The organism is Bartonella sp. TS82HLJMH (assembly GCF_042193495.1).
GTDB classification, from domain to species: domain Bacteria; phylum Pseudomonadota; class Alphaproteobacteria; order Rhizobiales; family Rhizobiaceae; genus Bartonella; species Bartonella grahamii.
On sequence record NZ_JBHILU010000101.1, the window covers coordinates 1 to 601 of the forward strand.

Sequence of the window (601 nt, forward strand, 5' to 3'; positions counted from 1 at the left end):
GCTTTGGGAAACTGGCATGGTCTTGCCCGCATGGAGGGTGAAAGTGACGAGAGATATCGTGAACGCATAGAACTTCATGCCCGTGGTGGCAATGGTAGCGGGACAGAGCCCTATTACAAGCTTATTGCCTTAACAGCAGATAGTCGTGTTAAGGATGCGATTGTTTACCGTAAAGGCAAAGACCCAACCATCTATGTTGCTCTTTTTGGCAACAATGAAGAAGGAACGGCATCTGAAGATCTCATACAAACAGTCTCAGAAGCTCTTCACAGAAAAAATATCATCATGACCAATGATACAATCATTGTTCACGCTGCTGTCAAAAAAGTGCTGGATTTAGAGGCAGATGTTTGGCTGTTACCAGAAACATCTTTGAAAATTCTCACAACAATGGAAACAAATTTAAGAACAGCATGGAGACAAGAACAAGCCATTGGTCGTGAATTAAGTTTGTCGTGGTGGATTTCAAAACTAATGATTTCTGGTGTCCAAAAAGTCATTGCCATTACACCAACACAAGACAGTATGATTTGTGATGAAGAAATTTTATCGATTGGAAAAATCACTTTAAACTTCAAAGGGCGTGCGCGCTAATGGTTGG

Annotated in this window: 1 protein-coding gene; it reads left to right on the forward strand. The window is 41.4% G+C overall.

Features of this window, described 5'->3' with window-relative positions; translation table 11 throughout:
* A partial coding sequence (locus tag ACFIKO_RS09475; RefSeq protein WP_375673928.1) for a baseplate J/gp47 family protein occupies positions 1 to 594 on the forward strand: 594 nt, incomplete at its 5' end.
* Positions 595 to 601: the final 7 nt, after the last annotated feature.